Annotated in this window: 19 protein-coding genes; 9 read left to right on the top strand and 10 right to left on the bottom strand. The window is 61.2% G+C overall.

All coding sequences use genetic code 11. The features are described 5' to 3' along the window. On the bottom strand, positions 1-176 hold a 176-nt coding region (locus EGI20_RS09125), incomplete at its 3' end, for a mechanosensitive ion channel family protein (RefSeq protein WP_498631214.1). Positions 177-329: 153 nt separating this feature from the next. Here EGI20_RS09125 and EGI20_RS09120 point away from each other — a divergent pair. The 3 genes from EGI20_RS09120 (at position 330) to EGI20_RS09110 (ending at position 4,770) form a co-directional block, all read left to right on the top strand. Then, complete coding sequence (locus EGI20_RS09120) at positions 330-1,580, top strand: sulfurtransferase (RefSeq protein WP_498631213.1); 1,251 nt, start codon at positions 330-332, stop codon at positions 1,578-1,580. 102 nt (positions 1,581-1,682) lie between these two features. Continuing rightward, entirely contained in the window at positions 1,683-3,062 is a 1,380-nt protein-coding gene (gene argH, locus EGI20_RS09115) for an argininosuccinate lyase (protein ID WP_498631212.1), read from the top strand. Between the two features lie 166 nt (positions 3,063-3,228). Further along, positions 3,229-4,770, top strand: coding sequence for an EAL domain-containing protein (locus tag EGI20_RS09110; RefSeq protein ID WP_498631211.1), 1,542 nt, complete (start codon positions 3,229-3,231; stop codon positions 4,768-4,770). A 20-nt stretch (positions 4,771-4,790) separates the two neighbouring features. Here the strand turns inward: EGI20_RS09110 and glpK are convergent, their stop codons facing one another. Beyond that, positions 4,791-6,269, bottom strand: coding sequence for a glycerol kinase GlpK (glpK, locus tag EGI20_RS09105; RefSeq protein ID WP_498631210.1), 1,479 nt, complete (start codon positions 6,267-6,269; stop codon positions 4,791-4,793). A gap of 94 nt (positions 6,270-6,363) precedes the next feature. On the opposite strand from glpK, the gene EGI20_RS09100 reads away from it, so the two are divergent. Together EGI20_RS09100 and EGI20_RS09095 are read left to right on the top strand one after the other, a co-directional pair. Continuing rightward, complete coding sequence (locus tag EGI20_RS09100; protein WP_498631209.1) at positions 6,364-7,131, top strand: DeoR/GlpR family DNA-binding transcription regulator; 768 nt, start codon at positions 6,364-6,366, stop codon at positions 7,129-7,131. 166 nt (positions 7,132-7,297) lie between these two features. Continuing rightward, a complete protein-coding gene (locus tag EGI20_RS09095; RefSeq protein WP_498631208.1) occupies positions 7,298-9,175 on the top strand; it encodes a ribonuclease catalytic domain-containing protein in 1,878 nt (625 codons plus the stop codon). Between the two features lie 139 nt (positions 9,176-9,314). Here the strand turns inward: EGI20_RS09095 and EGI20_RS09090 are convergent, their stop codons facing one another. From EGI20_RS09090 to EGI20_RS09065, 6 genes are all read right to left on the bottom strand, one after another. After that, positions 9,315-11,018 (bottom strand): AMP-binding protein, encoded by a 1,704-nt coding sequence (locus EGI20_RS09090; RefSeq protein WP_498631207.1) that lies wholly within the window; start codon positions 11,016-11,018, stop codon positions 9,315-9,317. A gap of 355 nt (positions 11,019-11,373) precedes the next feature. Beyond that, on the bottom strand, positions 11,374-13,050 hold the full coding sequence (locus EGI20_RS09085; RefSeq protein WP_498631206.1) for an AMP-binding protein: 1,677 nt from the start codon (positions 13,048-13,050) through the stop codon (positions 11,374-11,376). Positions 13,051-13,202: 152 nt separating this feature from the next. Continuing rightward, the gene (locus tag EGI20_RS09080; RefSeq protein WP_498631205.1) at positions 13,203-14,705 is read right to left on the bottom strand and encodes a tripartite tricarboxylate transporter permease; all 1,503 of its coding nucleotides are present in this window, start codon (positions 14,703-14,705) and stop codon (positions 13,203-13,205) included. Continuing rightward, positions 14,705-15,193, bottom strand: a complete 489-nt coding sequence (locus tag EGI20_RS09075; protein WP_498631204.1) for a tripartite tricarboxylate transporter TctB family protein — start codon at positions 15,191-15,193, stop codon at positions 14,705-14,707. Before EGI20_RS09075 ends, EGI20_RS09080 begins: the two co-directional genes overlap by 1 nt. A 2-nt stretch (positions 15,194-15,195) precedes the next feature. Next, on the bottom strand, positions 15,196-16,149 hold the full coding sequence (locus tag EGI20_RS09070; RefSeq protein ID WP_498631203.1) for a Bug family tripartite tricarboxylate transporter substrate binding protein: 954 nt from the start codon (positions 16,147-16,149) through the stop codon (positions 15,196-15,198). Between the two features lie 52 nt (positions 16,150-16,201). Further along, a complete protein-coding gene (locus EGI20_RS09065; protein WP_498631202.1) occupies positions 16,202-17,299 on the bottom strand; it encodes an ABC transporter substrate-binding protein in 1,098 nt (365 codons plus the stop codon). 106 nt (positions 17,300-17,405) lie between these two features. On the opposite strand from EGI20_RS09065, the gene EGI20_RS09060 reads away from it, so the two are divergent. Further along, a complete protein-coding gene (locus EGI20_RS09060; RefSeq protein WP_498631201.1) occupies positions 17,406-18,083 on the top strand; it encodes a response regulator in 678 nt (225 codons plus the stop codon). Then, entirely contained in the window at positions 18,067-19,461 is a 1,395-nt protein-coding gene (locus EGI20_RS09055) for a sensor histidine kinase (protein ID WP_498631200.1), read from the top strand. The genes EGI20_RS09060 and EGI20_RS09055 overlap by 17 nt, the downstream gene beginning before the upstream one ends. 29 nt (positions 19,462-19,490) lie before the next feature. Here the strand turns inward: EGI20_RS09055 and eda are convergent, their stop codons facing one another. Together eda and edd are read right to left on the bottom strand one after the other, a co-directional pair. After that, positions 19,491-20,120, bottom strand: a complete 630-nt coding sequence (gene eda / locus EGI20_RS09050; RefSeq protein ID WP_498631199.1) for a bifunctional 4-hydroxy-2-oxoglutarate aldolase/2-dehydro-3-deoxy-phosphogluconate aldolase — start codon at positions 20,118-20,120, stop codon at positions 19,491-19,493. A gap of 10 nt (positions 20,121-20,130) precedes the next feature. Further along, positions 20,131-21,966 (bottom strand): phosphogluconate dehydratase, encoded by a 1,836-nt coding sequence (gene edd, locus EGI20_RS09045; protein WP_498631198.1) that lies wholly within the window; start codon positions 21,964-21,966, stop codon positions 20,131-20,133. A gap of 132 nt (positions 21,967-22,098) precedes the next feature. Here edd and zwf point away from each other — a divergent pair, with 132 nt between their 5' ends. Both zwf and pgi read left to right on the top strand, forming a co-directional pair. After that, complete coding sequence (gene zwf, locus EGI20_RS09040) at positions 22,099-23,556, top strand: glucose-6-phosphate dehydrogenase (RefSeq protein ID WP_498631197.1); 1,458 nt, start codon at positions 22,099-22,101, stop codon at positions 23,554-23,556. 99 nt (positions 23,557-23,655) lie between these two features. Next, a partial coding sequence (gene pgi / locus EGI20_RS09035; RefSeq protein ID WP_498631196.1) for a glucose-6-phosphate isomerase occupies positions 23,656-24,703 on the top strand: 1,048 nt, incomplete at its 3' end.

The raw sequence follows: 24,703 nt of genomic DNA, 5'->3' as shown, positions 1-24,703 counted from the left end.
TGGACATAGCGCTGCAAGGTCGCGTCGATATTGCGCCGTATTAGCTGGTCGCTGACCAGACGGCAGGCCAGATTGATCAGCCAGCGCCCGATAATCCATAGCGCAATGGCGGCCAGAATGTTCAGACCTATGCTGACGGCGATATCGCTCCAGTGACTCCAGTTGACTTGTGGCATGACGTGCTCCTGCAAGGTGGATGAAGTTGCAGCATAGAAGCTGGGGCAGGCCATGCAAGCGCATTGCCATGGCCAAGGCCCGCTTGTTAAGCTGCGCCTCCTTTGCTGCTGCACCTCCTTATCGCGGGGTCGCAGGCAATTTTTGGGACCATCATGAAAACACGTACTTTTTACGCGTTGGCAGCCTGTTTGCTGCCATGGACGCTGGCGCAGGCCGCCAGTCAGGTATTGCCGCTGGATACGCGGGCCAGTGCTTATTTCAATGGCTGGCCGGAGGCGGGCGCCAAACAGGGCGGGCATTACCCCGGTGCGGTCAATCTGGCAGCCAGCTGGCTGGGCAAGCTGGACGATGCCCAGTTACAGGCGTTGCTGGCGCGCAAGGGGATTGCCGTGCAGCAGCCTTTGGGCCTGTATGGCGCAGGCAGCAAGGCGGTGGCCGCGCGTCTGGGCAAGCTGGGTTATCGCCATATCAGCTATCTGCCGAATGCCTTGGCCGATACGGCCAAACTCAAGGCCCTGCCTAATTATCAGGCACTGGTGCCGGCATTCTGGCTACACGATTTGCAGCAGGGCAAGCCGGTCACTGCTGCGCCGGCCAAGGGCTGGAAGCTGTTCGAGGTGGGCTGGAGTGTGCCCAAGGCTTATCTGCTAAGCCATATTCCCGGCGCGGGGTATATCGATACCAATACGCTGGAATCCGAGCCACTGTGGAACAAGGTGGACGACAAACAGCTGGAAGCCACGTTGCTGGCGCAGGGCATTACCAGCAGTACGCCAGTCATTCTGTATGGGCGCGATACGCTGATGGCGGCGCGCGCAGCCCATATCCTGATGCTGGCCGGGGTCAAGGATGTGCGCATCCTCGATGGCGGCTATCCGGCCTGGAGTGCGGCAGACTATCCGGTGGCGCGCGGTTTGCCGCCGACGGCAAGTCCCGCTGCAAATTGGGGCGGTCCTTTCCCCGGCAAACCCGAATATCTGGTGTCGCTGGCCGACGCCAAGGCCCTGCTTAAGTCGCCAAACGGACGCCTGGCCAGCATACGCAGCTGGGCCGAGTTTACCGGCGAGACCTCGGGTTACAGCTATATCAAGCCCAAGGGCGATATTCCCGGTGCAGCCTGGGGTCATGGCGGGGTGAACGCCAATGATATGAGCGACTTCCGTAATCCGGACCATACCATGCGTTCGGCCGACGAAATTGCCGCTTTCTGGCGCGAGGCCGGCATTTTGCCCGAGCAAAGAGTGGCGTTTTATTGCGGCACCGGCTGGCGCGCATCCGAAGCCTTTTTCTATGCTTATCTGATGGGTTGGAAACAGCCGGCAGTGTATGACGGCGGCTGGATGGAGTGGAGCAGTGATCCGGCCAATCCTGTGGTGCGAGGCGAGCGCCCGATCAAGCCTTGAGTCGTGGCCGCCTGCGCGGTGAGCGCAGGCGGCTTTCGCATTTTGCTTGCGTATGGCATGGTAGCGTGTGTCCCATTCGTAATAAGAACACAGGAAACCATCATGCAAGAGCAACACGCCTGGTCCGGCCGCTTCTCCGAGCCGGTCTCTGAACTGGTCAAAAAATATACTGCTTCCGTCAATTTCGATCTGCGCCTGGCTGAATTCGATATCGAAGGCTCGCTGGCGCACGCCACCATGCTGCACAAGGCCGGCGTATTGTCGGATGCCGATCTCGCTGCCATCCGTCGCGGCATGGCGGACATCCTGAGCGAGATCCGCGCCGGCGAGTTTGACTGGCGCGTGGATCTGGAAGACGTGCATATGAATATCGAGCGTCGTCTGACCGACAAGATAGGCGATGCCGGCAAGCGTCTGCATACCGGGCGTAGCCGTAATGATCAGGTTGCCACCGATATCCGCCTGTGGCTGCGTGCCCAGATCGATGCCATCGTGCCGCTGATCGGCGAGCTGAAAACCAGCTTGCTGGATCTGGCAGATGAGCATGCCGACACGGTGATGCCGGGCTTTACCCATCTGCAGGTGGCTCAGCCGGTAACCTTTGGCCACCATATGCTGGCCTATGTCGAGATGCTGTCGCGCGACGCCGAGCGCATGCGCGACTGCCGCCGCCGCGTCAACCGCCTGCCTTTGGGCGCGGCGGCGCTGGCCGGCACCACCTTCCCGATCGACCGCCATTACACCGCCGAACTGCTGGGGTTTGACGATGTGTGCCACAACTCGCTGGATGCGGTGTCCGATCGCGACTTCGCCATCGAATTCACCGCGGCTGCCAGCTTGGTGATGGTGCATCTCTCCCGTCTGTCCGAAGAGCTGATCCTGTGGATGAGTCCGCGCGTCGGCTTTATCGACATTGCTGATCGCTTCTGTACCGGCTCCTCCATCATGCCGCAGAAAAAGAACCCGGATGTGCCTGAACTTGTGCGCGGCAAATCGGGGCGCGTGGTTGGGCACCTGATGGCGCTGATCACGCTGATGAAGGCGCAGCCGCTGGCTTACAACAAGGACAATCAGGAAGACAAGGAACCCTTGTTTGATACGGTTGATACCCTGATCGACACCTTGCGCATCTACGCCGACATGATGCGCGGCATCACGGTCAAGCCCGAGGCGATGCGCGCCGCCGTGCTGCAGGGCTTCGCCACCGCCACCGATCTGGCCGACTATCTGGTGAAAAAGGGTCTGCCATTCCGCGACAGCCATGAAGTGGTGGCCTTGGCGGTGCGTCATGCCGAAGGGCAGGGCGTGGATCTGGCCGATCTGTCGCTCTCGGTGCTGCAGGGCTTTAGTGCGCTGATCGCGGAAGATGTGTATGTGGTGCTGACGCCGGAAGGCAGCCTGGCGCAGCGCGACCATGTCGGCGGTACCGCGCCGGCACAGGTGCGCGCGGCCATTGCCCGTCACCGCCAGTTACTAGGCTGATAGCCTTGCCGGAGCCGCCCTGTTTGGTATCAGGCAGGGCGGTAACCCGGTATTTCCTGCCCCAACTCTTTAGTTGTAAAAAAGTCACTGCTATCTGATTTTGGTGGCGCTATGGACTGCTAACACCCATAGTAGCAAGATTGCGTTTTTTGCTCGCCATGACGTCATGACCCCTCTGAATGATCCCCGTGTCGCATCGCGACCGCGTCGCCTGCTGCTGGTGTTGCTGGTCGTATTGCTGCCGGCCTTGCTGGGTTGGGGCATTACGCTGGTGAGCACTTATCTGTCGATGCAGTCGCGGCTGGAGGGCGTGATTCGCGAGGCGCACGACGCCGTGACGGTGGTGTTCAAGAGCGCCGACGTCACTACCCGCGAGGCCCTGTCGCTGGCCGGGCAGCCTTGCCAAGGCGAGACTTTGCGCTTGCTACGCGAGCTGGCCACGCGGGCGCTGTATGTGCGTACTGTCAGCCTCGGCTCCGGCGAACATTATTATTGCTCGTCCTTGTACGGGGTCCTCAGCAAGAAAACCGAGCTGTCCGGCTATGCCGGTGGGCGCACCAAGCTGCGTCCGGGTAGCGAGCTGACACCAAACAGTGCGGTACTGGCCTACCGGGCGCTGGCGGCGGATGGCTCGTTTGCGGTGGTGGGCATCTCCGGTGGTCATTTGCGTAGCGCCTTGCGCCAAGGTGGGCTGTCCGATGGCATGTCGTTGCAGATAGGCGACAACTGGATGGATAGCGAGGGTGGCGTGCATTCAGGTACGCCGCCCCGTAGCCTGTTGCTGGAGATTCGCCGCCAGGATACGGTCTATCCGTTCACCATTGTAGCCTCTGTATGGTGGCCGGCATTGCTGGCCGAAAGCAGGGTCAGCTATCAGCCCATGCTGATCCTGCTGTTATTGCTCGGCAGCTGGGCCGGGTGGTTCTATTACCAGTGGTTGCGGCAGCCACGCCCGGCCGCCAAGGTGATTTCTGCCGCGGCTGAGCGGCAGGAATTCATCCCTTTCTTGCAGCCGCTGTTTGATGCCAAGAGCGGGTGCCTGACGGGTGCCGAAGTGCTGCTGCGCTGGCAGCATCCGCGCGATGGCCTGCTGTCGCCACTTGCCTTTATCGAGGCCGTCGAAAAAAGCGGGCAGATGGGGCGGATTACGCGCCAGCTGATGCAGGCAGTGACCACTGCGCTGGCGCCACAGGCAGCGCGCCTGCCTGACGGCTTTCATCTGGCCTTCAATCTGGATGCCGGGCAGCTGGATGACCCGTGCTTGCTGGATGATTGCCGTCGTTTGATGGCGGCATTTCCGGCGGACAAACTGGTGTTGACGCTGGAGCTGACCGAACGCGAAGCTTTCGGCAGCGACGGCCACTTCGAGGTTTTTAGCGCCTTGCAGGCACAGGGCATCCAGCTGGCCATCGATGACTTCGGTACCGGCCAGAGCAGCCTTGCCTATCTGCACCAATTGTCCATCAACACGCTGAAGATAGACCGCGCCTTTGTCGACGCGATCGGCCGCGATTCGCTGGGCAAGGTGGTGCTTGATGCCATCATCGCACTGGGGAAACAGCTGGATCTCAAGCTGGTGGCCGAAGGGGTGGAAACCGAGGCGCAGTGCGACTATCTGGTGGCCGCCGGTGTCGATGTCCTGCAAGGTTATCTGCTGGCCCGGCCCATGCCGTTGGCCAGCTTTATCGCGCAGCTGCCCGAAGCGTAGGCGTGGCTGCAGACCAGTGATCAGCGGCTTAGGGTTCTGCCCACAGCCTCGTTCCAGCCGCCGTAGAGCTGTTCGCGCCGCTTGTCATCCATACCCGGGGTGAAGCGGGTCGCCAGTTGCCAATGGCCGGACAGCTCGTCCAGCGAGCCGAATACCCCGGCGCCCAGTCCTGCCAGATAGGCGGCGCCCAGTGCCGTAGTCTCGGTCACCTGTGGGCGCTCGACCGTCACGTTCAGCATGTCGGCCAGAAACTGCATCATCCAGTCATTGCCGACCATGCCGCCATCCACCCTCAGCGCCGAGGGCGCACATACGCCATCGGCCTGCATCGCCGCCATCAGGTCACGGGTCTGATAACACACCGACTCCAGCGCCGCACGCACGATATGGGCAATGCCCGAGTCGCGGGTCAGGCCGATGATGGCGCCGCGCGCCAGCGGGTCCCAATAGGGGGCACCCAGCCCGGTAAATGCTGGCACCAGATAAACACCGCCGGTGCTTTCCACCTGGCGCGCCAGCGCTTCGGCTTCGCCGGCATGGTCGATCAGCCTGACCGCATCCCTGAGCCACTGCACCGCCGCGCCGGCGATAAAGATGCTGCCTTCCAGCGCATAGGTGGTCTGGCCCTGCAGGCGGTAACACACGGTAGACAGCAGGCGGTGGCTGGACGCGACCACTGTGGCGCCGGTGTTCTGCACCATGAAGCAGCCGGTACCGTAGGTGGACTTGATCATGCCCGGCGCGAAGCAGGCCTGGCCCACTGTCGCCGCCTGCTGGTCGCCGGCCATGCCGGTAATGGGGATGGGGGCTCCGAACAGGCGCGTGACGCCGAACTCGGCGGCATTGTCGCGCACCTCGGGCAAGAGCGAAGCCGGAATGCCGAACAGCGCCAGCAAATCGGCATCCCATTGCTGGGTATGGATATTGAACAGCAAGGTGCGCGCGGCATTGGTCGCATCGGTGGCGTGTACCCGCCCTTCGGTCAGCCGCCACAGCAAAAAGCTGTCTATGGTGCCAAAGGCCAGTTCGCCGCGCTCTGCGCGCTCGCGCACGCCGGGTACGGTATCCAGCAGCCAGCGTATCTTGCTGGCAGAGAAATAGGGGTCGAGCACCAGCCCGGTACGCGCGGCCACCAGTGCACTATTGTCCGCTGTGGCCAGCGTCTCGCATAAGGCGGCGGTGCGCCTGTCTTGCCACACAATCGCGTGGTATACCGGCCGGCCGGTGGCCCTGTCCCACAGTATGGTGGTTTCACGCTGGTTGGCGATGCCGATGCCGGCAATCGGCTCTGTGCTCGCACCGGGTGTGGCCAGCGCCTGGCGGCATAGCATCAGGGTATGGTTCCAGATCACCTCGGGGTCGTGCTCGACCCAGCCCGGCGCCGGGAAAATCTGTGGCAGCTCGGTCTGGGCGCGGGCAAGTACCATACCGTGGTGGTCGAACAGCATGGCGCGGGTGCTGGTCGTACCCTGATCAATGACAAGCAGACGTGGCGGCATTGTGGTTTCCTTGGCTATTTTGGCCGGCTGAATTTGCGCAAAACGGCCTGTTTATGTTAAAGACTGGTGCTTGTATTTTCGTTTCCGAACCATCATGAGCCGATCACCCCGTCACGACAAAATCCTGCAACTGGTACGCGAAAGCGGTTTTATGCCGATCGAAGAGCTGGCACGTCTGCTGGATGTGACGCCGCAAACGATACGCCGCGATATCAACCAGCTATGCGAAGCCAATCTGCTGCGCCGTTATCATGGCGGTGCCGCGCTGGGCAATAGCGTCGAGAATGAAGACTATTTCGCGCGCAAGGGCAAGCTGCAAAGCGAAAAAGCCCATATCGCCGGCCTGCTGGCCGAAAGCATTCCCGACCATGCTTCGCTCTTTATGAGCATAGGCACAACCATGGAGGCGATTGCCCAGGCGCTGACGCTGAGCCATAAGGGCTTGCGCGTGATCACCAACAACATCCACGTCGCGTCCATTATGTCGGCCAACCCCGATTTTACCGTGCTGATCACCTCCGGTGTGGTGCGGGCGTCCGATGGCGGCATCACTGGCGTCGCGACCATGGACTTCATCAACCAGTTCAAGGTCGATTATGCGGTGATTGGTGCTGCCGGTATCGAGACAGATGGTTCGCTTCTGGATGTCGATTATCGCGAAGTGCGCGTGGCGCAGGCGATGATGGCCAATGCGCGCCATCTGTTCCTCGCTGTCGATCACAGCAAATTCGGCCGCAATGCCTTGGTACGTATGGGCCATATCAGCGACTTCCATACTGTCTTTACCGATGCAGCACCGCCGGCGGCGCTGGGCAAGCTGATGCAGGAGCATAACGTCGAGCTGCAACTGGCCGAGGCGTGAGGCGGAGAGCAGGGAGCAGGGAGCAGGGAGCAGGGAGCAGGGAGCTTACTCCCCATTTCCGACTCCCTTTTTTGTTCCTGCGCCCTTCCTCACCGACTCTCCCGCCTGCTGTTATAATCCCGCCTCTTTATCCTGAGTGACGGGCGTCTCGCCCCCTGTGCCTGATATGAACGTTTTTTACGAAGAAAGCGGCAGCTTCAAGACGGGCAGCGTGGTGTCCAAGACTGACGCCAGCCTGCAGGTCGATACCCAGCATGGCAAGCGCGTCAAGCTCAAGCAGGCCAATGTCTTGCTCGAATTTACCAGCCCGCTGGCCAGCTTCCTGGACGAGGCGCATATACTGGCCGCCGAGCTGGAGCTGGACTTTCTGTGGGAAGTGGCCGGCAGCGAAGAATTCGATTTTGACGCACTTGCCGTCGAATACTGGGGCACCAAGCCGACCCCGCTGCAGCTGGCCGCCACGGTAATGACGCTGGCTAGCGCGCCGATGTATTTCTACAAGAAGGGCAAGGGCCGCTTCAAGGCTGCGCCGGAAGAGGCGCTCAAGGCTGCGCTCGCCGGCATCGAAAAGAAAAAGCGTGAACAGGCGCAGATTGATGCCTGGGTGGAAGAGCTCAAGGCAAAACAGCTCCCCGATGCCATCCGTTCGCAGTTGATGAGCCTGTTGTGGCGCCCGGACAAGAATACCCTGGAGTACAAGGCCTTCGATGCCGCCAGCAAGGCCACGGGTCTGGCACCTGTCAAGCTCGCGCGTGACGTGGGCGGCATTCCGTCGGTGCCGGCCTATCTGATGGCCGGTTTCGAGATGGAGTGCTTTCCCAAGGGCATAGGCTTTGGCAAATATGCACCGGCCACCGCGCCAACGGATCTTCCGGCCGCCGGTGTCGCAGCCTTTTCGATTGATGACGCCGCCACCACCGAAATCGATGATGCGCTGTCGGTGACTGATCTGGCCAACGGCAACAAGCGGGTCGGCATCCATATTGCCGCGCCGACGCTGGGGGTGGAGCCGGGTTCCGATATCGAGAAGCTGGTGTTCGCGCGCCTGTCTACCGTCTACTTCCCCGGCGACAAGATCACCATGCTGCCGGACGATGTGGTCAGCGCCTTTACCCTGGACGAAGGCAAGCCTTGCCCGGCGCTCAGCCTGTATGTCGAGGTGACGCCCGAATTCGAGATCGTCGGCTACGAAAACCGCATCGAGAATGTCGAGATCGCCGCCAACTTGCGTCACCACACGCTGGAGCCCTTGTTCAACGAGGACACCATCGCGACCGACCCCGGCATCGATTACCCGTTCAAGCGCGAGCTTCTGTGGTTGCATGATTTTGCCGTGGCACGCGAAAAATTCCGTGGCAAGTATGATCCGACCCGCCCGCAAGGCGTCGATTACAACTTCGCCGTGAATGAAGGCAAAGTCAGCATCACCTTGCGCAAGCGCGGCTCGCCTATCGACAAGCTGGTGTCGGAAATGATGATTCTGGCCAACTGCGAATGGGGCCGCCAGCTGGGCGAAGCCGGCGTGCCGGGCATGTACCGCGCGCAAAGCATGGGCAAGGTTCGCATGACGACCCGTCCCGAGCCTCATGTCGGCCTGGGCGTGCCGCAATATGCGTGGTCGACATCGCCATTGCGCCGCGCCGCCGACTGGGTCAACCAGCGCCAGATCGTGTCCCTGATCCGTGGCGAGAAGCCGGAGTTTGCCCAGGGCGATGCCATGATGTTCGCGCTGCTGCGCGACTTTGATGCCACCTACTCTTCCTATCTGGGCTTCCAGGACAAGATGGAGCACTACTGGTGCTTGCGCTGGTTCGGTCAGGAAGGCGTGAGCGAGATCACCGCCACCCATATCAAGGAAGATCTGGTACGTATCGACGGCCTGCCCATGCGCACGCGCATTCCGGGCCTGCCCGAGCTGAACCGTGGTGACCAGATCCGCCTGCAGGTGATACGCATCGATGAGCTGCTGCTGGAAATCGAATTCCGCTTTGTCGGCAAGGTCGGGCACATCGAGGCCGAACTGAGCGAAGAGGAAGAAGGCTGAGCCTTAAAGCTGTGATAGAAAAACCCCGGCGCTTGCGATGCAGCGTCGGGGTTTTTTATGGATACCGGCCAGCGTTTTGATGCTTAGCACACACACGAGCCGGCATCGGGGCTGAGCCCAGACAAAGATCGCATTTTTGCTAAGCGATTTCGGCTTCGGTCATTTCTTTTGCCTGCTGCTGTTTGGCGAGCTCTTCTTCACGCAATTCACGGCGCAGGATCTTGCCGACGTTGGAGCGTGGCAAGTCCTGGCGGAACTCGATCTGGTGCGGCACCTTGTAGGCCGTCAACCTTTCCCTGCAGTAGCTGAGCAAGGCGGCCTCGTTCAGATTCGGATTGGTGCTGACTACAAACAGTTTCACGGCTTCGCCGGTACGCGCATCCGGCACGCCGATGCAAGCCACTTCCAGTATGTCTTCGTGCAGCGCAATGACATCTTCTATTTCGCTAGGAAACACATTAAAGCCGGACACGATAATCATGTCCTTCTTGCGATCCACCAGCTTGTATAGCCCGGTCTCGGTTTGGTAGGCGATATCGCCGGTCGCCAGAAAACCGTCTTCCTGTATCACGCGAGCGGTCTCGGCCGCTCGTTTCCAGTAGCATTTCATGACCTGTGGCCCGCGCACGCATAGCTCGCCTGCTTGTCCGAAGGGCACAATATGACCTTCTTCATCACGCAATTCGATCTCTGTGCCCGGTATCGGCTGGCCTATGGTGCCGGTGTAATGCTTGTTCTGGATCGGGTTGGTGCAAACCAGCGGCGAGGTTTCGGTCAGACCGTAGCCTTCGATCAGCGGCAGCCCTGTGACTTTCAGCCATTTTTCCGCAACGGCCTGCTGGATAGCGGTGCCACCGCCAACACTCAGGCGCCAGCTGGAAAAGTTCAGCTTGGCAAAGTCGGGGTGATTGGCCAATGCATTAAACAAGGTATTGACGCCGGTGATGCAGTTGACCGGATAACGTCCCAGATCCTTGATCACGGCAGGGATGTCGCGCGGGTTGGTGATCAACAGCGAGGTGCCGGCCAGACGGGTAATCAGCAGGCAGTTCATGGTCAGCGCGAGGATATGGTATAGCGGCAGGGGCGAGGCCATGATGATAGGGGAAATGTCGGCCAGCGCCGGCTCGACCACCATCGCGGCTTGCTCGAGGTTGGCCAGTACATTGCCGTGGGTCAGTACCGCTCCCTTGGAGAGCCCTGTTGTACCGCCAGTGTATTGCAGCAGGGCGATATCTTCGCGGCGCAAGACCGGATCTTGCCAGGCTTTATTCTGGGCCTCTTTCAACGCAGCCTTGAGCTGGATTGAGCCGGGCAGCCACCATGGCGGTACCATTTTTTTGAAGTGACGCAAAACGGCATTGACCAGTGCGCCGCGCATCAGACCCAGCAGGTCGCCAACCGAGGTCACCATCACGTGCTGTACCGGAACATTGCCCAGCACTTCTTGCAACACGCCGACAAAATTTTCCAGAATCAGAATGGCCGTCGCCCCCGAATCCTGTAGCTGGTGCTCCAGTTCGCGCGGTGTATAGAGCGGGTTGATATTGACGACAATCAGTCCGGCGCGTAGCGCACCATAAAGCGCAACCGGGTACTGCAGCAGATTGGGCATCATCAGCGCAATGCGGTCACCCTTCTTCATTCTCAGCGCGCCGGTCAGATAGGCGGCAAAGGCGGCCGATAGCCGGTCGAGTTCTTTGTAACTCAGCTTGGCGCCCATATTGCAAAACGCATCCCGTTCCGGGTGGCGTTTGACGCTGTCTGCCAGCATGGCCCCCAGTGATGTGTGCGTCAAAGGACGTAAGGCTGGCGTCTGTGGTGCTGCGGCGTCCATGGTCATCTTGCTCTCCCCTCTATTTTTATTTTTTAGTAGCGATCATTTTTCCACATTGAATAATGCACATATAAATATTACCCATAAAGAGTTTTTGCCTGACTTTGGTTGGGAAGACTATTCGTCTTTCGATATGTGGCGATAAAAACAACAGGCGGTGCTACCCGACTTGGCATGTCCCGTGCATTCAGTGGCTGCTACTTTATTTGCGGATGCTTGGATGGATGCGTGCTACTGATAGGAGGTTGAATTAAATCAATTGGTTGTTGGGTTTTTCTGCTGCCGCATATGTTTAAAGCGCACTAAGGTAGTGCGCTTTTTCCCTGCCGGGGATGGCCTAATTTATTGCGATGCCGTGTTGTCAGGCATTCGCTGTCGCCATTGCTGGTGCTTCCTCCCTGAGGTCCCTGCGCAATATCTTGCCGATATTGGTCTTGGGCAACTCGGTGCGGAAGACGACCTGGCGCGGCACTTTATACGCGGTCAGATGGGTGCGGCAGTGCTTGATCAAGGACTCCTCCGTCAGTCCCGGATGGCGTTTGACCACGAAGATTTTGACCGCTTCCCCGGTGCGCTCGTCCGGTACGCCGATACAGGCGGCTTCCAGTACCTCGGGGTGGCGTGTTACCACATCCTCGATTTCGTTCGGATAGACGTTAAAGCCGGATACCAGAATCATGTCTTTCTTGCGGTCGACCAGCTTGTAAAAGCCCTGCTCGGTCAATTGGGCAATATCGCCGGTCGCAAGGAAACCGTCGGCATGGAATACCTTGGCTGTTTCATCCGGACGCTGCCAGTAACCCTGCATCACTTGCGGGCCGCGTACGCATAGCTCGCCCGGTTCTCCTCTGGAGACATCCCGACCCTCTTCGTCGCGCAGCGCAATCTCGGTGCCCGGAATAGGCAGGCCGATGCTGCCGGTGTAGCGACCCAGCAGCACCGGGTTGGCGCTGACCAGCGGCGAAGTCTCGGTCAGGCCATAGCCTTCGATCAGGGTCAGGCCGGTCACGGCTTTCCAGCGCTCGGCTACCGCTTGCTGGATGGCGGCACCACCGCCTACGGTGATTTTCCAGCGCGAGAAATCCAGTTTGGCAAAGTCGGGGTGGTTGGCCAGCGCATTAAAAAGGGTATTGACCCCGGTCATGCAGGTGATCGGGTGGCGGGCCAGGTCCTTGATGACGGCGGGCAGGTCGCGCGGATTGCTCATCAAGACACTGGTGCCGCCGGCGCGGGTGACCAGCAGGCAATTAATGGCCAGTGCCAGAATATGGTAAAGCGGCAGCGGGGTGGCCATCACCACTTTGCCGTCTTCGCCCAGTGCCGGGCGCACGACGAGATAGGTCTGTTCCATATTGGCCAGCAGATTGCCGTGGGTGAGGATGGCACCCTTGGACAGACCGGTGGTGCCGCCGGTGTATTGCAAGAAGGCAATATCGGTCTGCTGCACTTTGGCATCCTGCCACGGCAGTTTCAGCCCCTGAGCCAGCACGGCATTGAAGCGGATCGCGTCCGGCAGCGACCAGGTGGGTACCATCTTCTTGATATGGCGCAGCACCATATTGACCAATGTGCCCTTGACTGGCCCCAGCAAGTCGCCGACGGCAGTGACGATGACCTTTTCTACCGGGGTATTGGCGATCACCTGTTGCAACACCGTGGCAAAATTTTCCAGGATTACAATGGCACGCGCCCCCGAGTCCCTAAGCTGATGTTCCAGTTCGCGCGGGGTATACAGCGGGTTGACGTTGACCACGACGAGGCCGGCGCGCAGTGCGCCATAAAGCGCGATCGGGTATTGCAGCAGATTGGGCATCATCAGCGCGACGCGGTCGCCCTGTTTGAGTCCGAGTTCGTTCGTCAGATAGGCGGCAAAAGCGGCAGACTGGCGATCTAGCTCACGATAGCTGAGCTTGGCGCCCATATTGCAAAAAGCCGTGCGTGCCGGGTATTGCTTGACGCTGGTGGCGAGCATATCGCCCAGCGAGGCAAAGCGGTTCAGCTCGAGTGCGCTGTTCGGGTGGGTATGGCGGCTATCCATATGCTCTCTCCTTATTGTTTACCGTACGCTTTAATCAGATTGCATCTTTAGTGTAGGCAAGGCAAACAAATTCAAACGTTTGTTGGTATTTGTGGAGATGCCGCAACGGCATCTCCATTCGAGCGTGGCGGATATGCCGATGTGCCATTGATTTAGTTGGCCAACAGCGCCTGCCGTCGCCTTAATAATGGTGGAATCAGGATGATAGCGGCGGTGATGCAGAGTATGGTGAGTGAAACGGGGTGGGTGAAAAACACTGTGGCATCGCCCTGATTGATGGCCATGGCGCGGCGGAATTGTTTTTCTGCCAGCGGCCCGACAATCAGCCCGACAATCAAGGGTACTACCGGAAAGTCGAAGCGGCGCATCACGAAGCCGACCACGCCGACCAGATAGAGCAACATCAGGTCGAACCAGCTTTGACGCAGGGCATACGCCCCCATGGTGGCCAGTACCACGATGCCGCCATACAGCAGCGGACGCGGAATCTTCAGCAACTGTACCCACAAGCCGACCAGCGGTAGATTGAGCACCAGCAGCATCACATTGCCGATATACAGCGAGGCGATCAGGCCCCAGACCAGCTCGGGGTAGGTATCGAACAGCAGGGGACCCGGGACGATATTGTATTGCTGGAATGCCGACAACATGATGGCTGCGGTCGCCGACGTCGGAATGCCCAGCGTCAGCAGGGGCACCAGTGTGCCGGTGACCGCAGCATTATTGGCCGCTTCGGGGCCGGCGACGCCTTCGATGGCGCCATGACCGAACTCCTGCTTGGCCTTGCCGCGGGCGAGTTTTTTTTCCATCGAGTAGGACAGGAACGTCGGCATTTCGGTCCCGCCGGCCGGAATGGTTCCGAAGGGAAAGCCGATGGCGGTGCCGCGTAGCCATGGCCACCACGAGCGCTTCCAGTCGGACTTATTCATCCAGATCGAACCCTTGACCGTTTCCAGCTTGGGTTTGACGCCGTTTTCATAGGTCGCGCTATATAGCGTTTCGCCGATGGCAAACAAACCCATCGCCACCACCACAATGTCGATGCCGTCTATCAGCGGCAGTTGGCCCATGGTGAAGCGTGCCTGACCGGATTGTTCTTCTATACCGACTAGTCCTAAGGCCAGCCCGAAAAAGAGCGCAGTCATGCCCTTGCTGGGCGAGTTTCCCAGTACGGCAGATACAGCCGCGAAGGTCAGTACCATGAGCGAGAAGTTCTCCACCGGCCCCAGTTTGAGCGCCATGTTTGCCGCCAGTGGCGCCAGCAGGGTCAGCAGGACGGTGGCAATGGTGCCGGCGACAAAAGAGCCGATAGCAGCGGTGGAGAGCGCCGGTCCGGCGCGGCCGCGCCTGGCCATCTTGTTGCCCTCCAGTGCCGAGACGATGCTACCGGCCTCGCCCGGTGTATTCAGCAGGATGGAGGTGGTCGAGCCGCCAAACATGGCGCCATAGTAGACGCCGGCCAGCATGATCAGTGCGCCGGTGGGCTCTATGCTGTGGGTGACCGGTAGCAAGAGTGCCACCGTGACGGCGGGGCCTACGCCGGGCAAGACGCCGATGGCGGTGCCCAGCGTGCAGCCGAGCAGTGCCCACATCAGGTTGGCCGGGGTCAGCGCCGTAGCGAACCCCAGCGAGAACAGGGCTTGCAAGGATTCCATTACAGTACTCCCGGAATCAGTGCCGGCAGGTTAAGACCCAGCCAGACAAACAGGCGAAATAGCCCGAACACGAGTAAAAAAGACACGATGGCATCGCGCAGGGTATGGCGGGATGCTAGTGCGCGGCTGACGCCAAAGCACAGCAAGGTGCCGGCCAGCGTGAAGCCGATCAGCCCTATCAGCGCCATATGGGCCAGCAAGGCACCCGAGAGCAGGATGAAGCGGCTCCAGTCTGCATCGGCCCGCGGCTCTTCATCTTCGGGCTGGGCTTCTTGCCCGGAGGGCAAGCTTGCGGCTTGGCTGGCCTGCAAGAGCAGCAGACCACCGCACATCACGAGTCCGGTGACTACCAGTGCCGGAAAGAAGCGCGGCCCGATGCCGGCATAACCTGCATCAGCCGGAATATCGGTGATTTGCCCGGCCATGATCAGGCCCAGGGCAATCACCGCGACGGCGAGCCATTGCTCGCCATTGGCGCGGCGTATCATGCTTAATTCCCCAGCTTCAGCTTCTTGACGACCACACCGGTGCGCTTGATTTCGGCATCAAGGAAAGGCTTGAACTGTTCGCTACCCTGATACAGATCCAGCCATTCCAGCTTGGCGGCCTTGTCTTTCCAGGCCGGACTTTGCACGGCCGCTTTCACCATAACGCCCAGCTGTTTCTTCTGGGCATCGTTGATACCCGGTGCGCCGAACACGCCGCGCCAGTTGTACAGCACGACATCGATGCCCTGCTCTTTCAGCGTAGGTACGTTGATGTCGGCCTGTTTCTTGTCGGCCGATAGTGCCAGTGCCCGCACCTTGCCGGCCTTGATCAGGTCGGCCAGTTCGCCATAGCCGCTGATATAGGCACTGATCTGGTTGCCCAGCACCGCCGCCTTGCCTTCACCGCCGCCGGCATAAGGGATGTAGTTGAGCTTGTCCGGGTCGATACCGGCTTTTTCCGACATCAGCGACGCCATGATGTGGTCTATGCCGCCGGCCGATCCGCCGCCGAAGCTGATGGCACCGGGTTTGGCCTTGTAGGCTGCCATCAAGGCCGCTAACGACTTGTAGGGCGAGTCGCTGGGGACGACCAATACATTGTATTCACCCATCAGGCGGGCGATGGGCGTCACCATACCGAAATTGACCGGCGATTTATTGGTCTCGATGGCGCCGACCGTGACGGCACCGGCCACCAGTAAGGCATGGGGATTGCCTTTGTCGGTATTGATGAATTGCGCCATGCCTATGGTGCCGCCGGCGCCGGCCTTGTTTTCGATAATCACGTTTGTAGCCTGTCCCGAGGCCTTGAGCGCATCGCCCAGAGTGCGGGCGATAGTGTCGAAGCCGCCGCCCGGGTTGGCCGGTGCCATGATCTTCATCTGCTCGGCTTCCGCGTGGGCAGCGAGTGGGGCCAGTGCCAGCATCAGGCTGGCAATCAGGGGCTTCAGTTGCATGGTGTGTCTCCTTGGGGTGAAGGGCTGCTTGCCGCGCAGCCCGTGCGGTGTGTCAGCTCGGGCTGATCGGAAATTCGGTGTCGTTATTACTGGCGGGGTACTGGGTATTGCCGTGCCAGCGTTGCAGGAATAAACGTTTTTTGGCCTGATCGAGATAAACCAGCAGCCCGGTGCCAACCTGAATCGGGCGCAGGCGTTCCTGCAGGGCATTCAGATCCACCTGCCCCAGCTGTCGCGGCAGGCCATGGCGTATCGGCGGCAGTGCACTGCTGGCGGCTAGCTGCCGCTGCCCGCGTAGTGACAGGATGTAATCGGTCCACAGCCGCGCCGCTGCCGGATGGGGGGCGGCAGCCGTAATCAGCGTCAGGCGGCTGACGACCAGTGCGTAGTCTTGCGGTATGCGCCAGCCCAGACGCGGATCTTGCTGTGCCCTTTGGGCGGCGTAGGGGCCAATCACGTTGTAGGCGAAGTCGGCATCATCGCGGGCGAGCTTGCCCAGCATGGCGCGGCTGCTGGTTTCGTGGCGGGTTGAGGCCTTGGCTAGCTCGCGTGCCAGCGGCCAGAATGCCGGGTTGTAGCGTGCATCCTGCGTCAGAAACAAATAGCCGACGCTGGAGGCCGCCACATCGTAGCCGGTCAGGCGCCAGTTTTTTCTGACACCGGGTAGCTGGCGCTGCAGCGCCTCGTGGGTAGCGGGCACTTCGTTGTCGCGGATGCGCGTACGGTTCCAGGCGAAAACAACCGGTTCGAAGGTCGTACCCCAGGTTTCATCACGCCAGTGCGCCCAGCCAGGCAGGGCGGAACGCTCTGGGCTGACATAGCGCTGGCTGAAGCCATCGTTGACCAGTCTGACCTGCAAGTCCATGGCCGAGCTCCACACCACATCGGCGCGGGTCTGGCCACGGCTGGCATCGCTGCGTATTTGTGCATCAATCTTGCTGGCGGGCAGTTCGTGGTAGCTCAAGCGGATAAAGGGATAGCAAAGACGAAAGTCGGCCAGCAAGGGGCTGACCTGCTCGTAATCGGTGGTCGAAAACAAGCTCAGCTTGCCCTCCTGCCGGGCAGCCTCTATCAGCTGGCGATAGCTCGCCGGATAGCCGGCTGGCGGGCAGGCAGCATGGCTGGTGGCAGTCAGCAGACTGAGCGCCATGGCCGAATGCCATGCCTTTTTGCGGGCTAATATCATGTATGGATATCTGCTGCGGTTTTAGTGTTAGCATTCTAGAACTGCCAACCTTTCAAATCGCTTTCAGTCCATGCGCATTCTGCTGGTAGAAGACAATCCCGAGCTGGCCAGCTGGCTGATTCCGGTGCTGAGCAGCGCTGGCCATGCGCTGGATCATGCATCCGATGGCATCAGCGCCAGCCAGCTGCTGGAGAGCGAACCTTATATGCTGGTCATCCTTGATGTCGGTTTGCCGCGGATGGACGGCTTCGAGGTCTTGCGCCGCTTGCGCCGCCGTGGCAGCCGGGTGCCGGTGCTGATGCTGACGGCACAGTGCGGGGTGGATGACCGCATCGGCGGACTGGATCTGGGTGCCGATGACTATCTGGGTAAGCCGTTCGATGTAGACGAGCTCAAGGCTCGGGTGCGGGCTTTGCTGCGCCGTAGCCAGGGGCAGGAGGGTGGGCGTTTGCAGTGTGGCCGCTTGCAGTTTGACGCCGCCAGCCGCTGCCATAGCGTGGATGGGACGGCGCTAGCCTTGACGCCGCGTGAAATGGCGGTGCTCGAGGTGCTGCTTTACCGGCAGGGCCGGCCGCTGACCAAGGATGCGTTGGCTGAGCAGGTTGCCGGCCTGTGCGAGGACATCAGTGCGGATGCGATGGAAGTGTATGTGCACCGCTTGCGCAAGAAGCTGACCGGTAGTGGCGTACGTATCCAGACTTTGCGTGGTGTGGGCTATCTGCTGGACGAAGATGTGGCGGCGCTCTGAAGCGAGGGCGCCCTTGCGCGCCAGCTTGCGCCGTCAGCTGCTGCTGTGGGTGGTGCTGCCGCTGCTACCGCTGGTTGCGGTCAATGTCTGGCTGGCACGCGACAGTGCGCGCGAAGCGGGAAATCAGGCATTCGACCGCACCCTGCAGGCCTCGGCGCGCAGTATTGCCGAACATGTCAGCGTGAGCGATGGCGAACTGACGGTCGATATTCCGGTGGTGGCACTGGAAATGTTCGAGTCCCATTTTCAGGACCGGGTATTTTACCGGGTGGCTTTTGTCGGTGGGCGCGAGTTGACCGGCAATGCCGCACTGCCGTTGCCTGTCCCTTTGCCGCCTGCATTTCATACTGCGTTTTACGATGTGCGCTATCAGGATGCCGAGTTGCGGGTGGCGGCCTATCTGTTTCCGTTTTACTACGGTGGCAGCAATCGTCTGATGGTGGTGCAAGTCGGCGAGACCACCTTGTCGCGTCAGGCGCTGACCGGCGTGCTATTGCGCGAATCGCTATTGCACCAGCTGCTGCTGGCCGCCGTGGCGGCCCTGTTTGCCGCTATCGGCATCCACCGTGTCTTGCGGCCGGTACGCAAACTGGGGCAGATACTGGCCGAGCGTGGTGGCGATCCTGATCTGCGGCTGGATCCGGCTCTGGTCCAGCAAGAGCTTAAGCCTCTGCTATGGGCGCTGAACCGGGCACTGGAGCAGTTGCAGCAGCAGCTGGCCGTGCGCCAGCGCTTTATCACCGATGCCGCCCATCAACTGCGTACGCCGCTGACCCTGCTCAAGACGCAAGCACAGTTTGCCGCCGCACAAGGCGATGAAATGCTGCGAGCCCGGGCTTTGGCGTCGCTGGAAGGATCGACCGATCAGCTCATACGTCTGGCCGGGCAGTTATTGGCTTTGTCCCGGCTGGAGCCCGGCCAGCGGCATCATGAATGGCAGCCGCTGGATCTGGCGCGCCTGGCGCGCGAGGTGAGCGGTGACTTTATCCTTGATGCGCTGGCGCGCGGGCTTGATCTCGGCTACGAGGGCGAGCAGAGCGTATCGCTGTGTGGCGACGCGCTGATGCTGCGGGAAATGCTGGCCAACCTGATAGACAATGCGCTGCGCTATACACCCACAGGCGGCATGGTGACGGTACGCCTGCAGCAGGCCTCCGATGGTATTTGCCTGAGTGTCAGCGATAGCGGGCCGGGTATCTCGCCGGCACAGCGCCGCAGCGTCTTCGAGCGCTTTAATCGCGGCGGGCTGCTGGATGGCACCGGTTGCGGCCTGGGACTGGCCATCGTCGAAGAAGTCGCGAACAGCCACGATGCCCGCGTGACGATAGAAGAGGCGGCAGAAGGTGGAGCACTGCTGCGGGTCAGCTTTCCGGCATGACTCGCGAGGTGCGCAGATGTCCCCCGGCTTTAGTGTAGCGGTGCCAGCATCCTTGCTTCATTGGCCAGCGCCGTAATGCGCGGCCAGTCCTGTGCTGCGATGGCATCTTCCGGGGTCAGCCATGAGCCGCCTACCGCCAGTACATTGGGCAGTGCCAGATAGCTGGCGGCATTGCCGGCGTGGATGCCGCCGGTCGGGCAAAAGCGCAGTTCGGGCAAGGGGCTAGCCAGTGCTTTAAGCAGCTGGATGCCGCCGATGGCGTCGGCCGGGAACAGTTTCTGGATAAAGAAGCCTTCATCGTGGGCGTGCATGGCTTCAGACGGGGTGGCGATGCCGGGGATAAACGGCAGCTCCAGTGCGCGCACCGCCGCGAGCAGTTCCGGAGTAAAGCCCGGGCTGATGCCGAACATGGCACCGGCGTCGACGGCCGCCTCGACATGGGCGCGGTTGCGCAAGGTGCCGGCGCCTATGATCACACCCGGCACCTGATCGCGGATCAGGCGGATGGCGGCCAGCGCCGCCTTGGTGCGCAGCGTCACCTCCAGCACGCGGATGCCGCCATCGGCCAGCGCATGGGCCAGGTCCACCGCCAGTGCCGGATCGCTGATCTGGATGACCGGTACCACCGGTCCTTGGCGCAGTAGTGTCAGTTCGTCCATATTCCCTCCTTCAGGATGGCCACAAGGGGTGGCAAAAAGTGGCTGCGCCCTTTTCCGCCTCGTCGGCCAGGTGGCGCAGGCCGGCAAACAGCTCGCGCCCGCTGCCGTAGTCATTGTGGGCCAGATCGGCGGGCTCTGCCGTGCGCGTCGCCCACGCGTCCCCTGCCAGTTCGATTTCCAGTATGCCCTGATCGGCGTCCAGCACGATGATGTCACCGTCGCGCACCCGCGCCAGCGGCCCGCCGGTGGCGGCTTCCGGCGTGACATGTATTGCCGCCGGCACCTTGCCCGAGGCGCCCGACATGCGCCCGTCGGTGACCAGTGCCACTTGAAAGCCCCTGTCCTGCAATACTGCCAGTGCCGGAGTCAGCTGGTGCAATTCCGGCATGCCGTTGGCGCGCGGGCCCTGAAAGCGCACGACGGCAACCATATCCTGCTCAAGTTCGCCGCGTTGGAAGGCCTCCAGCAGTGAAGACTGGTCATGGAACACCCGCGCCGGCGCACGTATGCGCCGCCGCTCGGGGCTGACGGCCGAAACCTTGATCACGGCGCGTCCGAGTCGGCCGGTCAGCAGCTTGAGGCCGCCGTCCGTCTGGAAGGGCTGGCTGGCTGGGCGCAGCACACTCTCATCGCGGCTGTGCAAGGGCGCGTCGCGCCAGCTTAGCTGCCCCTGATCCAGCCATGGCTCCTGTGTATGGCGGGCCAGACCCTGGCCCAGAATGGTGGTTACGTCGGCGTGCAGCAGGCCGGCATCCAGCAGTTGGGCAATGACAAAGCCCATGCCGCCAGCGGCATGGAAATGGTTGATGTCGGCCTTGCCGTTGGGGTAGACGCGCATCAAGAGCGGCACCACCGCCGAGAGCTCGGAAAAATCGTCCCAGTTGATGGCGATGCCGGCAGCGCGGGCGATGGCGACCAGGTGCAGGGTGTGGTTGGTCGAGCCGCCGCTGGCGAGCAGGCCGACGATGGCGTTGACGATGGCGCGCTCGTCCACCATTTCGCCCAGCGGGGTAAAGCGTGAACTTTGCGCGCTGATCGCCAGAGCGGCGTGCGCGCTGGCGCGCGTCAGCGCTTCGCGCAAGGGGGTGCCGGGGTTGACGAAGGCGCTGCCCGGCAGGTGCAGGCCCATGACTTCCATCATCAGCTGGTTGGAGTTGGCGGTGCCGTAGAAGGTGCAGGTGCCGGGCGCATGATAGCTTTGCGCTTCGGACTCCAGCAGCACATCGCGTCCGATGAGGCCCTGGGCAAACAGTTTGCGTACTTCGGCCTTGTCATCATTGGCGAGGCCCGAAGTCATCGGGCCTGCCGGCACGAAGACCGCCGGCAGATGGCCGAAGGCCAGCGCGCCGATCAGCAGGCCGGGTACGATCTTGTCGCACACGCCCAAAAACAGCGCGACATCGAACATGCGATGCGCCAGCGCGATGGCCGTGGCCTGGGCAATCACATCACGCGAAAAAAGCGACAGCTCCATGCCGGGCATGCCCTGGGTCACGCCATCGCACATGGCCGGTACGCCGCCGGCAAATTGAGCGGTGGCACCGGCCTTTAGTGCCTCTTCCTTGATCCACGCCGGAAAGTCCTGCAGCGGCTGGTGCGCCGACAGCATATCGTTGTAGGCCGAAATAATGGCGAGATTGGGTACGTCCAGCTGCTTGAGCCGGATTTTGGGTTCGGGTGCCATGGCGGCAAAGCCGTGAGCAAGATTGGTACAGGACAGTTCGCTGCGAGCGACCTTGCCCTGGGCGGCCGCTTTTTGCAGTTGTGCAAGATAGGCTTGCCGCGTCATGGCGCTGCGTGCCTGTATACGCTGGGTGACACGATGAACGACGGGGTGCAGATGCATGATGGCGCCTAGTGTGCTGGGCATGCCGCTTATGCTAGGTCCGGCACCGGATCAAGGCAAGCTGCTTGCCGCTACTTTGTCCACGGTCTGGGATAAGATGAAGGGCATACGGCTGGCAGCGGGAGGCGGGAAATGAATACGAGCCCTGATTTTGACATGGTGCTGTTTGGCGGCACCGGCGATCTGGTCATGCGCAAGCTATTGCCGGCGCTTTACCACGCACATCAGGCCGGTTTACTGGCCAGGAACGGGCGCATTCTGGCGCTGGGGCGGCAGGTGCTGACGCGTGACGGCTATCTGGCTCAGGCCTCCCCTCTGGTGCGTCCCCATCTGGAGGGGGACACGGAAACGGCCTGGCTGGATTTTTGCGGGCGGCTGGATTATCAGCAGCTGGATGCGAACCGGCCCGAGGATTATCCGGCGCTTGCCGCCAAACTGGGCCACGACCCGGCGCGGGTGGTGGTGTGCTATCTCGCGACTGCACCGGCGCTGTTCAGCATGATCTGCCAGCAGTTGGCTGAGGTCGGGCTGAACCACGGACAGGTGCGCGTGGTGCTGGAAAAACCGCTGGGTCATGATCTGGCTTCGTCCAATGCCATCAACGATGCGGTCGCCCGGCATTTTGGCGAGGAGCAGCTGTACCGCATCGACCATTATCTGGGCAAGGAGTCGGTGCAGAATCTGATGGCGCTGCGTTTCGGTAACGTCCTGTTCGAACCTTTGTGGCGGCGCGAGTGGGTTCAGAGCGTGCAGATCACCATCGCCGAAGAGCTGGGCGTCGAGGGGCGCGGCGAGTTCTACGACCGCACCGGCGCGTTGCGCGACATGATGCAGAACCACCTGCTGCAGCTGTTGTGCATGGTGACGATGGAGCCGCCGGCCAGTCTGGACGCCGATGCCATCCGTGGCGAGAAGCTCAAGGTGCTTAAGGCGCTCAGGCCGTTTAGTCCCGAAGACGTCGCCGCCAAGACGGTGCGCGGCCAGTATGGCGCCGGCGCAGTTGCCGGCCAGCTGGTGGCGGGCTATCAGTCGGAAGAGGGGATTGCGCCGCATAGCCATACCGAAACCTTTGTCGCGCTCAAGGCCGAGATCGATAACTGGCGCTGGGCCGGCGTGCCGTTTTTTCTGCGCACCGGCAAACGCATGCAGCAGCGCGTGGCTGAAATCGTCATCACCTTTCACGATGTGCCACACAAGCTGTTTCCGCTGGCACCGACTTGCCGCAGCGGCAACCGGCTGGTGATCGAACTGCAGCCGGAAGAAAGCGTGCGGCTGTGGTTTCAGGCCAAGGAGCCGGGCGATGGCATGAATCTGCAGCCGGTCTTTCTCAATCTCGATTTTCACGAAACCTTCCGCGTGCGCCGGGTTGATGCCTATGAGCGTCTGCTGCTGGATGTGATTCGCGGGCGTCTGGCGCTGTTTATGCGCCGTGAAGAGCTGGTCGAAGCCTGGCGCTGGGTCGAGCCGATACTGGATGCCTGGCAGCAGGGCAAGGCGCTGCCGCGGCCGTATCCGGCCGGCACTTGGGGGCCGCCTGCGGCGAGTGCCCTGCCGGCACGCGACGGCGTGACCTGGCATGAGGAGTGCTGATGTGGATAGAACGGGAGTAGGGAGTAAGATCCTGCCACTCTCCACTCTCCACTCTCCACTCCCGAGTCCCCATTCCCGAGTCCAGCAAAGGAATACACCATGACCCACCTGACCAAGCTGCCGGCCTGGGCTGCACTGTGGCAGCTCTTTGATGACAGCCAGCACATCCATATGCGCACGCTGTTTGCCGAGGATCCGGCGCGTGCCGAGCGTTATGCGCTGAATGTGGGCGGACTGTTCCTCGACTATTCCAAAAACCGCATCAATGACCCGATTCTGGCGGCGCTGCTGACGCTGGCACGGCAGGCGGGCGTACCGCAGCAGATTGCCGCCATGTTCCGTGGCGACAAGATCAATACCACCGAGCAGCGTGCGGCGCTGCATGTGGCGCTGCGCAACCGCGGCAATCGCCCTGTCTGCGTCGATGGGCGTGATGTGATGCCGGACGTCAATGCGGTGCTCTCGCGCATGGGGCGGTTTTGCCATGCGGTGCGCTGTGGCGACTGGCTGGGCTATACCCGCCAGCCGATTACCGATGTGGTGAATATCGGCATAGGCGGCTCCGATCTGGGACCTTTGATGGTGTGTTCGGCACTCAAGCCCTTCGGCCACCCGCGCTTGCGCATGCATTTCGTGTCCAATGTGGATGGCGCGCAGCTCAAGGAGACGCTGCGGCAGGTGCATGTGGAAACCACGCTGTTCGTGGTGGCATCCAAGACCTTTACCACGCAGGAGACGCTGACCAATGCGCTGACCGCGCGCGAGTGGTTTGTCGCGCATGCCGGCGACCCCGCTGCCGTGGCGCAGCATTTTGTCGCGGTGTCGACCAACCGCCAGGCGGTGGCCGAGTTCGGCATTGATCCCGCGCATATGTTCGAGTTCTGGGACTGGGTGGGCGGGCGTTTTTCGCTGTGGTCGGCCATCGGCCTGCCCATCATGCTGTATCTGGGCGAGGAAAATTTTGGCGAGCTGCTGGATGGTGCCCATCTGATGGATGAACACTTTCGCCATGCGCCGCTAAACGCCAACATGCCGGTGCTGCTGGCCTTGATCGGCGTCTGGTATATCAATTTCTATGGTGGCGGCAGCCATGTGATTGCGCCTTATGACCAATATCTGCATCGCCTGCCGGCCTTTATCCAGCAGC

It is taken from the genome of Aquitalea sp. S1-19, from assembly GCF_024343515.1.
The sequence above is the reverse complement of the archived record's forward strand: the minus strand, read 5'-3'. Positions and strand labels throughout refer to the sequence as shown.

Bases quoted from the DNA above. Each gene is read 5' to 3' on its own strand.
- argH (WP_498631212.1), top strand. From the start codon at position 1,683: ATGCAAGAGCAACACGCCTGGTCCGGCCGCTTCTCCGAGCCGGTCTCT.
- EGI20_RS09090 (WP_498631207.1), bottom strand. From the start codon at position 11,018: ATGACCATGGACGCCGCAGCACCACAGACGCCAGCCTTACGTCCTTTG.
- EGI20_RS09120 (WP_498631213.1), top strand. From the start codon at position 330: ATGAAAACACGTACTTTTTACGCGTTGGCAGCCTGTTTGCTGCCATGG.
- EGI20_RS09065 (WP_498631202.1), bottom strand. From the start codon at position 17,299: ATGGCGCTCAGTCTGCTGACTGCCACCAGCCATGCTGCCTGCCCGCCA.
- EGI20_RS09080 (WP_498631205.1), bottom strand. From the start codon at position 14,705: ATGGAATCCTTGCAAGCCCTGTTCTCGCTGGGGTTCGCTACGGCGCTG.
- glpK (WP_498631210.1), bottom strand. From the start codon at position 6,269: ATGCCGCCACGTCTGCTTGTCATTGATCAGGGTACGACCAGCACCCGC.
- EGI20_RS09095 (WP_498631208.1), top strand. From the start codon at position 7,298: ATGAACGTTTTTTACGAAGAAAGCGGCAGCTTCAAGACGGGCAGCGTG.
- edd (WP_498631198.1), bottom strand. From the start codon at position 21,966: ATGCATCTGCACCCCGTCGTTCATCGTGTCACCCAGCGTATACAGGCA.
- EGI20_RS09110 (WP_498631211.1), top strand. From the start codon at position 3,229: ATGACCCCTCTGAATGATCCCCGTGTCGCATCGCGACCGCGTCGCCTG.
- eda (WP_498631199.1), bottom strand. From the start codon at position 20,120: ATGGACGAACTGACACTACTGCGCCAAGGACCGGTGGTACCGGTCATC.
- EGI20_RS09100 (WP_498631209.1), top strand. From the start codon at position 6,364: ATGAGCCGATCACCCCGTCACGACAAAATCCTGCAACTGGTACGCGAA.
- EGI20_RS09060 (WP_498631201.1), top strand. From the start codon at position 17,406: ATGCGCATTCTGCTGGTAGAAGACAATCCCGAGCTGGCCAGCTGGCTG.
- zwf (WP_498631197.1), top strand. From the start codon at position 22,099: ATGAATACGAGCCCTGATTTTGACATGGTGCTGTTTGGCGGCACCGGC.
- EGI20_RS09055 (WP_498631200.1), top strand. From the start codon at position 18,067: ATGTGGCGGCGCTCTGAAGCGAGGGCGCCCTTGCGCGCCAGCTTGCGC.
- EGI20_RS09085 (WP_498631206.1), bottom strand. From the start codon at position 13,050: ATGGATAGCCGCCATACCCACCCGAACAGCGCACTCGAGCTGAACCGC.
- EGI20_RS09070 (WP_498631203.1), bottom strand. From the start codon at position 16,149: ATGCAACTGAAGCCCCTGATTGCCAGCCTGATGCTGGCACTGGCCCCA.
- EGI20_RS09075 (WP_498631204.1), bottom strand. From the start codon at position 15,193: ATGATACGCCGCGCCAATGGCGAGCAATGGCTCGCCGTCGCGGTGATT.